General features: G+C 74.5%; 8 protein-coding genes. 6 read left to right on the top strand and 2 right to left on the bottom strand.

Annotated features, from left to right (window positions below):
• Nucleotides 1-192, bottom strand: a 192-nt coding sequence (locus VGR37_18205; protein HEV2149342.1) for a hypothetical protein, incomplete at its 3' end; no start/stop codon positions are given.
• A 172-nt stretch (nt 193-364) separates the two neighbouring features.
• On the opposite strand from VGR37_18205, the gene VGR37_18210 reads away from it, so the two are divergent.
• The 6 genes from VGR37_18210 to pdxH all read left to right on the top strand — a co-directional run bounded on the left by VGR37_18210 (nt 365) and on the right by pdxH (nt 7,309).
• Nucleotides 365-1,264 (top strand): DUF368 domain-containing protein, encoded by a 900-nt coding sequence (locus VGR37_18210; protein HEV2149343.1) that lies wholly within the window; start codon nt 365-367, stop codon nt 1,262-1,264.
• Nucleotides 1,261-2,448 carry a molybdopterin-synthase adenylyltransferase MoeB gene (gene moeB, locus VGR37_18215; GenBank protein HEV2149344.1) on the top strand — a complete coding sequence of 396 codons (1,188 nt, stop codon included), beginning with the start codon at nt 1,261-1,263 and terminating at the stop codon, nt 2,446-2,448. The genes VGR37_18210 and moeB overlap by 4 nt, the downstream gene beginning before the upstream one ends.
• A gap of 100 nt (nt 2,449-2,548) precedes the next feature.
• A complete protein-coding gene (locus VGR37_18220) occupies nt 2,549-5,023 on the top strand; it encodes a cation:proton antiporter (protein HEV2149345.1) in 2,475 nt (824 codons plus the stop codon).
• Nucleotides 5,007-5,990: a threo-3-hydroxy-L-aspartate ammonia-lyase gene (locus tag VGR37_18225; GenBank protein HEV2149346.1), complete on the top strand. Its 984-nt coding sequence runs from the start codon at nt 5,007-5,009 to the stop codon at nt 5,988-5,990. The genes VGR37_18220 and VGR37_18225 overlap by 17 nt, the downstream gene beginning before the upstream one ends.
• A 127-nt stretch (nt 5,991-6,117) precedes the next feature.
• Nucleotides 6,118-6,696, top strand: a complete 579-nt coding sequence (locus VGR37_18230; protein HEV2149347.1) for a DUF2911 domain-containing protein — start codon at nt 6,118-6,120, stop codon at nt 6,694-6,696.
• Nucleotides 6,697-6,706: 10 nt separating this feature from the next.
• Nucleotides 6,707-7,309 carry a pyridoxamine 5'-phosphate oxidase gene (gene pdxH / locus VGR37_18235; protein HEV2149348.1) on the top strand — a complete coding sequence of 201 codons (603 nt, stop codon included), beginning with the start codon at nt 6,707-6,709 and terminating at the stop codon, nt 7,307-7,309.
• A gap of 67 nt (nt 7,310-7,376) precedes the next feature.
• Here pdxH and VGR37_18240 read toward each other — a convergent pair.
• The coding region (locus VGR37_18240; GenBank protein HEV2149349.1) for a MaoC/PaaZ C-terminal domain-containing protein at nt 7,377-8,210 on the bottom strand (834 nt) is incomplete at its 5' end.

The following is an 8,210-nucleotide window of genomic DNA, read 5'->3' on the forward strand; positions in this document are numbered from 1 at the left end:
GCTCTGCACGGCGAACGGCGCGGCCCACCGCGCCTCCAGCGGCACCTCCGGCTCGGCGGGGGGGGCGGGCGGGACGGTGTCCACCGCCTCCACCACTTGGGGCGCGGACGGGGCGGAGGCCGCGCCCTCCGCGGAGGCGCACCCCGCGAGCGCGGCGAGCAGCACCGGCGAGATCCAGCGCAACGGGTACATCCGGGGCTCCTGTAGGGTCCGGAGGAGGCGCGGCGCGCGCCTCCTCCCGAAGGTGAAACGACGTGCAAAGATAGCGGCACGGCCGCGCCGGGGCGAGGGCGCAGGCCTCCCCTGTTGACGCTGGGCGGCGCGGGCGCCATCGTTCGCCCCGCGCACTCCAACCCCCAGGAGCATGAGAACCAGGACGAAGAACCTCCCCCTGCACTTCGCGCAGGGGCTGCTGATGGGCACCGCAGACATCATCCCAGGGGTGAGCGGCGGGACCATGGCGCTGATCGTGGGCGTCTACGAGCGGCTGATCGACTCCATCAGCAACTTCTTCACCGCCGTCGCGGCGCCGCTGCGCGGCGACACGGCGCGCGCCCGCCAGGCGCTCGGCGAGGTGGAGTGGGGGCTGGTGATCCCGCTCGCGCTGGGGATCGTCACCGCCATCGGCATCGCCAGCCGCATCATCCCGCCGCTCCTGGAGCGGTACCCCGCCGAGGCGCGGGGGTTGTTCTTCGGGCTGGTGGCCGCGTCCATAGCCATCCCCTGGCTGAGGCTCCGCTCCCGTGGCCCCCGGATGCTGGCGGTGGTCGCGGCGGCGGCCGTGCTCGCCTTCGTCCTCGTGGGGCTTCCCGCCACACACGCCGGGGGAGATCCGTCGCTCCCGCGCGTCTTCGGCTCGGCGGCGGTCGCCATCTGCGCCATGATCCTCCCCGGCGTCAGCGGCGCCTTCCTCCTGGAGGTCATGGGGATGTACGAGCCCACGCTGCGTGCGCTCAAGGAGATGAACCCCGCCTACGTGCTTACCTTCGTGGCCGGCGCGGCCACGGGGATCGGCCTCTTCTCCAAGCTCCTCGACTGGCTCCTGGAGCACCGGCACGACCTCACCATGGCGGCGCTGGTGGGGCTCATGGCCGGGAGCCTGCGGGCGCTCTGGCCCTGGCAGGAGGCGGGGCGCGAGGTGCGCCTCCCCGGGCCGGGCGACCCCGTCGCCATGGTGCTGCTCCTGGCCGCCCTGGGCTTCGCGGCGGTGGGCGCGCTCGTCGTGTGGGAGGCCCGGCAGCTCCGGGCCGGCCCCGCGCGATGAGCGGCATCCCCGCGGACCGCGAGGCGCTCTCCGGCGCGGAGACGCTCCGCTACGCGCGGCACCTGATCCTCCCTGAGGTGGGCCCGGCCGGGCAGCGGAAGCTGAAAGGGTCGCGCGTGCTCCTGGTGGGGGCGGGCGGGCTGGGCTCGCCGGTGGCGCTGTACCTGGCCGCCGCGGGGGTGGGGACGCTGGGGATGGTGGACTTCGACGTGGTGGACGCCACCAACCTGCAGCGGCAGGTGCTGCACGGCACGTCGGACGTGGGGCGCCCCAAGCTGGACTCGGCCCGCGACCGCATCGGCGCGGTGAACCCGCACGTGCGGGTGGAGCCGCATCCCGTCCGGCTCACCTCCGCCAACGCGCGGGAGATCGTCCGGGAGTACGACGTGGTGGTGGACGGCACCGACAACTTCCCCACCCGCTACCTGGTGAACGACGCCTGCGTGCTGGAGGGGAAGCCCAACGTCTACGGCTCCATCCTCCGCTGGGAGGGGCAGGCCTCCGTGTTCTGGGCCGAGCGGGGGCCGTGCTACCGCTGCCTCTTCCGCGACCCGCCCCCGCCGGGGCTGGTCCCCTCCTGCGCCGAGGGGGGCGTGCTGGGGGTGCTCCCCGGGATCGTGGGGACGCTCCAGGCGGCGGAAACGCTCAAGCTGCTCCTGGGCGTGGGCGAGCCCATGGTGGGGCGTCTCTTGATTTTGGACGCCCTGCGGATGAAGTTCCGGGAGCTGAAGCTCCGGAAGGACCCGGAGTGCCCGGTGTGCGGCGCCGAGCCCAGCATCCGGGAGCTGATCGACTACGACCGGTTCTGCGGCGTCCCGCAGGCCGGACCCACGGAGGAGGCCATGGCGAACGGCAGCGACGTCCCCGAGATCACCCCCACGGAGCTCAAGGAGCGGCTGGACCGTGGCGACCGGCTCACCATCATCGACGTGCGCGAGCCGCACGAGTGGGAGATCGCCAACCTGGAGGAGCACGGCGCCCGGCTGGTCCCGCTGGGGGAGCTCCCGGAGCGCGCGGGCGAGATCGACCCGCAGGAGGAGATCGTCCTGCAGTGCCGCTCCGGCGCCCGCAGCGCCAAGGCGCTGCAGCACCTTCGCGAGCAGGGGTACACCCGCCTCTGGAACCTCAAGGGCGGGATCCTTGGGTGGTCGGACGACGTGGATCCGTCCATCCCGAAGTACTGACCGGGCCGGGGCGGCACACGGGGTGCGGAGCAGAGCCGGAGCACGCGGCGACGCCTTACCGCGCCGTTCCGCCCCGACCCGTCCCCCGGCACCCGAGTAGATGACCCTTCCCGCGCTGGCCGTCCTCCCCACGCTCCCCTTCACGGACCCGGTCCTCATCGTCGCGCTGGCGATGGGAATCTTCCTGGTGGTGCCGCTCCTCTTCGAGCGGATCCGCATCCCGGGGATCATCGGGCTGATCGTGGTGGGCGCCGCCGTGGGCCCCAACGGGTTCGGCCTGCTGGCGCGCGACGCCACCATCGTCCTCCTGGGGACGGTGGGGCTGCTGTACCTGATGCTGATGGTGGGGCTGGAGCTCGACCTCAACGAGTTCAACCGCTACCGCAACCGCAGCATCGTCTTCGGCACCCTCTCCTTCCTCATCCCCGCCGTGCTGGGCGCGGCGATGGGGCTCGTGCTGGGGTACTCGCTCCTCTCCTCCCTCCTGCTGGGCTCGGCCTTCGCGTCGCACACCCTGCTGGCGTACCCCATCGTCAGCCGCCTGGGGATCGTACGCAACCAGGCCGTCACCACCACCCTCGGCGGGACGATCCTCACCGAGATCCTGGCGCTCGTCCTCCTCGCGGTGGTCGCCAACGCGGCGGGGGCGGGGCTGGGACCCGGGCTCGTCGTGCAGCTCGCCCTCCCCTTCGCCATCTACGTGGCGGGGGTGCTCTGGGGGCTCCCCAAGCTGGGGCGCTGGTACTTCCGCAACGTGGGGAATGAGGCGGCGCCGGAGTTCGTCTTCGTGATGGCCTCGCTCTTCGCGGTGTCGTACCTGGCGCACTCGGCGGGGGTGGAGCCGATCGTGGGGGCGCTCCTGGCCGGTCTCGCGCTCAACCGGCTGATCCCGCCCCAGGGTCCGCTGATGAACCGGATCCACTTCGTGGGGAACGCCCTCTTCATCCCCTTCTTCCTCCTTTCGGTGGGGATGCTGGTGGACGTGCGGGCGCTGGACTCGCCGCGCGCCTGGGGGATCTCGGCGGCGCTGGCCCTGGGCGTCACCCTCGCCAAGTGGGTCGCCTCGTGGGTGTCGTCGCGCATCTTCGGGTACACCGCCGCCGAGGGGTGGGTGGTGTTCGGGCTCTCGGTGCCGCACGCCGCGGGGACGCTGGCCATTGTGCTGGTGGGGTACGAGGTGGGTCTGCTGGACCAGACGGAGGTCAACGGGGTGGTGCTGATGATCCTCCTCACCTCCCTGGTGGGGCCGTGGGTCACGGAGCGCTTCGGGCGCGAGGTGGCGCTCGGCGAGGAGCGGAAGCCGTACGACCCCTCGGACGCCCCGCGGCGCATCCTGATCCCCCTGGCGAACCCCGCCACCGCGGACGCGCTCCTCGACCTGGCCTTCATCGTCCGTGGCTCCGGGCAGGAGCCGGTGCACCCGCTGATGGTGGTCCCCGACGCCGGGGAGGCCACGGAGGCGCAGGTGGCGGAGGCGGAAAAGACGCTCGCCCACGCGGTCCTCTACGCGGCGGGCGCGGAGGTCCCGGTGGTCCCCCTCGCCCGCGTGGACCGCAACGTGGCCGCCGGGATCGTGCGCGGGGCCGCGGAAACGCGCAGCTCGCTGGTCATCATGGGGTGGGACGGGCGGAGGTCCGGGGCCCGGCGCATCTTCGGGACGGTGCTCGACCGGTTCCTGCAGCGGAGCCGGCAGCTGGTGATGGTGGTGAAGCTGGGCCACCCGCTGAACACCACCCGCCGCGTGGTGCTGGTGCTCCCCCCGGCCATCGAGCGCCACCCGGGCTTCCTCGGCGCCCTGCGCACCGTCAAGACCGTCGCGGGGGGGGTGGGAGCGACGGTGCTGGCGCTCCCGGTGGAGGGCGACGCGGCGCGCCTGGAGGAGGCCTACGATTCCGTCACGCCCCGCGTCCCCGCCACCTGGGAGCCCGCCGCCGGCTGGGACGAGCTCCGCCCCGTGCTGGAGTCCAGGCTCAGGAACGACGACCTGGTGGTGGTGATCAGCGCGCGCGAGGGAACCCTCCCCTGGCACCCCCGCCTGGCGCGGCTCCCCGCCCGGCTGGCGACGCTGGTCCCGCAGAGCTTCATCATGGTGTACCCGCCGGAGACCGAGCCTACCCCGGAGGGCGCGGCTCCCGGGCGGAACGGCGGCCTCACCCCCCGGCGCGTCATCGAGCTGAAGCGCTCCCCGCTCCCCGTCGCGCTGCGCCGCATGGCGGAGGCGGAGTTCCGGGACCCGGTGCGCGCGGCCCGCGTGCTCGCGGCGCTGGAGGACGGCGGCCCCGACGCGGCCACCGAGATCCTTCCCGGCGTGATCGTGCCGCACGCCCGGCTTTCCGGCCTCCCCGAGCCGATCCTCCTCCTGGGAGTGAGCCCCCAGGGGATCGAGACGTCCCTGGGTCGGCCTCCGGCGAGGCTGGTCTTCCTGCTGCTGAGCGCGTCCGAGCGCCCGGCCGAGCACCTCCGCTGCCTGGCGGAGATCGCCCGGACCGTCAGCAGCCAGGAGCGGATCACCGAGCTCCTGGACCGCCACGCGCCCCACACCTCCCTGGACTGGCTGCATGTCGACGAAGGCTGACGCCGCACCGCCGCTCCCCGGCTTCGACTCCGTCCGCGAAGCGGCGGAGCGGCTGCGGGGGGTGGCGCACCGCACCCCCGTGCTCACCTCGCGCACGCTGGACGAGCGCGTCGGCGCCCGGGTCTTCCTGAAGTGCGAAAACCTGCAGCGCGCCGGGGCCTTCAAGTTCCGGGGCGCGTACAACGCCGTCTCGCGCCTGGGCGACACCGAGCGGCGTGCGGGCGTGCTCACCTTCTCTTCCGGGAACCACGCGCAGGCGGTGGCGCTCACCGGGCGGATCCTGGGGGCGCGCACCGCCGTGGTGATGCCCGAGAACGCTCCCGCCGCCAAGCTCGAGGCCACCCGCGGCTACGGCGCCGAGGTGATCCTGTACGACCCCGCCGCCGCCTCGCGCGAGGAGATCGCGGCCCGGCTGCGGGAGGAGCGCGGGATGACGCTCATCCCCCCCTACGACCACCCCGACGTGGTGGCCGGACAGGGCACCGCCGCGCTGGAGCTGCTGGAGGAGGCGGGGCCGCTGGACGTGCTCCTCGCCCCCTGCGGCGGCGGCGGGCTGCTCGGCGGCACCGCGCTCGCCGCGCGGGGGGCCGCCCCCGGGTGCCGGGTGGTCGGCGTGGAGCCCGAGCTGGCCGACGACGCCACCCGCTCCTTCCGCACCGGGACGCTGCACCGCGTGCACAACCCGCCCACCGTGGCCGACGGGCTGCGCACCCCCGCCCTGGGCGCCGTCACCTTCCCGCTGGTGCGCGCCCACGTGGACGACATGCGCACCGTGAGCGAGGCCGGGATCGTCGAGGCCATGCGCTTCCTCTGGACCCGCGCGAAGCTGGTGGTGGAGCCCTCCGGCGCCGTCCCGGTGGCGGCGCTCCTGGCCGGGATCCCCGAGCTGCGGGGCGCGCGGGTGGGGGTGATCCTGAGCGGCGGCAACGTGGACCTGGCCTCCGCCTGCGCGCTCCTGGCGGGGTAGCGGTCCCCGTCCCCGCGCCGTCGCGCTGCCGCGGGCCGCTCCCCCTTCGCCGCCTTGCCCCTCCCCCTTCCCCGGGTCTATCATCCACCCGTCTCTCGCACCTATCACGCCTCACGGAGGTCGCAGGATGATCCGCACGCGCATTGCGCGGACGTTGCTCGCGTTCGCATCGACGGTCGCAATCGGCTTCGCGGGGGAGCTGGCGGCGCAGCAGCAGCCGGTCGCCAGCCCGCGCGACACGGCGCGCATGGAGGCCGCAGGCGCAACGGTGCTCGTGGACTACGGCCGGCCGTACATGCGCGGCCGCAAGATCATGGGCGGCCTCGTCCCCTACGGGAAGGTGTGGCGCACCGGCGCCAACGCGGCCACCACGCTGGTCACGGAGGCCGACCTCCGCATCGGCGACACCGAGGTGCCGAAGGGCACCTACACGCTGTACACGCTCCCCACCGCCGAGGGGTGGCACCTGATCGTCAACCGGCAGACCGGGCAGTGGGGGACGCAGTACGACCCGGCGCAGGACCTCGCCCGGATCCCCATGCGCGTCACCCGGCTCCGCAGGCCGGTGGAGCAGTTCACCATCGCCCTGGAGCCCGGCAAGGGCGGCCCCGGCGAGATGGTGCTCACCTGGGAGAACACCCGCGCCTCCGTGCCACTGACCGTCAAGCGCGGCGACCCGGCCCACACCGGCCACCGCCACCGCTGAGGCGGCGCGGATGACCGGCTCGCCGACGCTCCCCGAGCCCCTCGCACGATTCGGGGAGCTGCTGGAGCGCGCCCGCGCCACCGACCTCCCGGAGCCCACCGCGATGGCGCTCTCCACGGTGGGGGCGGACGGGCGCCCCTCCTCGCGGATGGTGCTCCTCAAGGGGTTCGACGAGCACGGCTTCGTCTTCTACACCAACCTGGGGAGCCGCAAGGCGCGGGAGATCGGCGTGAACCCGTGGGTGGCGCTCTGCTTCCACTGGCAGCCGCTGGAGGTGCAGGTGCGCGTGGAGGGCCGCGCCGCGCCGGTGGGCGACGCCGAGGCGGACGCCTACTTCGGCAGCCGCCCCCGCGGGAGCCAGGTCGGCGCCTGGGCCTCGCGGCAGAGCGAGGAGCTCCCCTCGCGCGCCGCGCTGGAAGAGCGCATCCTCCAGGTGGAGGAGCGCTTCCAGGGCGGCGAGATCCCCCGGCCGCCCTTCTGGTCCGGCTTCCGCGTGGTCCCGGACCGCATCGAGCTCTGGTTCGCCCTGCCGAGCCGCCTGCACGAGCGCGACGTGTACACCCGCGACCCGGACGCCCCGGGCGGGTGGTCGCTCCGGAGGCTCTACCCCTGAGCGGACGCGGGCCCCGGCGAGATCGCCGGGGCCCGCGTGCTTCCGTCCCCTCCCGCCGCAGCGCGCCTCATGCGCCGGTGAACTCCCCCTCCGCGAAGGTCTTCTCCCCGTCCACCGCCGACACCCGGAAGCTCCGCCGGCCCTCCGCCTCGCGCACCAGGAGGCAGGCCCGCGCGGGGAGGAGGAGCGGGGCGCGGAAGGCGATCCGCAGCCGCCGCAGCGCCGTGGGGTCGCCGCGGAAGAGGCGCTCCACCAGCGCGTGCGCCACCATCGCCTCGGTGCAGTAGCCGTGCAGGACGGGCCGGCGGAAGCCGAACGGACGGGCCGTCCACCCCCACAGGTGGATGGGGTTGTAGTCCCCCGAGGCGCGGGCGTAGCGCCGCCCCGCCCCCGAGCCCAGCGACCACCGCGCCAGCTCCGCCCACCCCTCCGCCTCCGCGGCCGCCGCCCCGCCCGTCTCCCGCGCCCCCTTCGGCTTCGGACCCGCGCGCGCCGCCTCGCGCGTCCGCACCAGGAAGCGGGCGCTCCCCTCCGAGCAGAGCTGCTCCGCCCCGTTCCAGTTGCGCGCGGAGACCCGGAGGCTCACGCCGCGGGGATCCTCCTCGGTCCCTTCCAGCTCGACGCGGCAGCGGTACCGGTCTTCCGGCCGCAGGGGCCGCAGCGGGACGGTCTCGCTCTCCAGGTGCACCACCCCGCCGAAGGAGGGGATCGACTCCGCCACCTGGGTGAGCAGCTCCAGCGCCGCCCCGGTCTCCCAGGTGGCGTGGAAGACGGGGGGCGCCACCGCCCCGGGCCCCTCGAACGCCGCGATCCGCGCCCCGTCCGTGGCGCGCAGGTACGCGGCCATGCGCCCCCCGCCGGGCACCGTGCCGCGCCGCTCCACCGCGATGCGCCTCCGGGG

The organism is Longimicrobiaceae bacterium, assembly GCA_035936415.1.
Taxonomy (GTDB): Bacteria; Gemmatimonadota; Gemmatimonadetes; order Longimicrobiales; family Longimicrobiaceae; genus JAFAYN01.

Excerpts from the sequence above, each read along its gene's own strand:
- pdxH (HEV2149348.1), top strand. The coding sequence starts at position 6,707 with ATGACCGGCTCGCCGACGCTCCCCGAGCCCCTCGCACGATTCGGGGAG.
- VGR37_18210 (HEV2149343.1), top strand. The coding sequence starts at position 365 with ATGAGAACCAGGACGAAGAACCTCCCCCTGCACTTCGCGCAGGGGCTG.
- VGR37_18225 (HEV2149346.1), top strand. The coding sequence starts at position 5,007 with ATGTCGACGAAGGCTGACGCCGCACCGCCGCTCCCCGGCTTCGACTCC.
- VGR37_18220 (HEV2149345.1), top strand. The coding sequence starts at position 2,549 with ATGACCCTTCCCGCGCTGGCCGTCCTCCCCACGCTCCCCTTCACGGAC.
- moeB (HEV2149344.1), top strand. The coding sequence starts at position 1,261 with ATGAGCGGCATCCCCGCGGACCGCGAGGCGCTCTCCGGCGCGGAGACG.
- VGR37_18230 (HEV2149347.1), top strand. The coding sequence starts at position 6,118 with ATGATCCGCACGCGCATTGCGCGGACGTTGCTCGCGTTCGCATCGACG.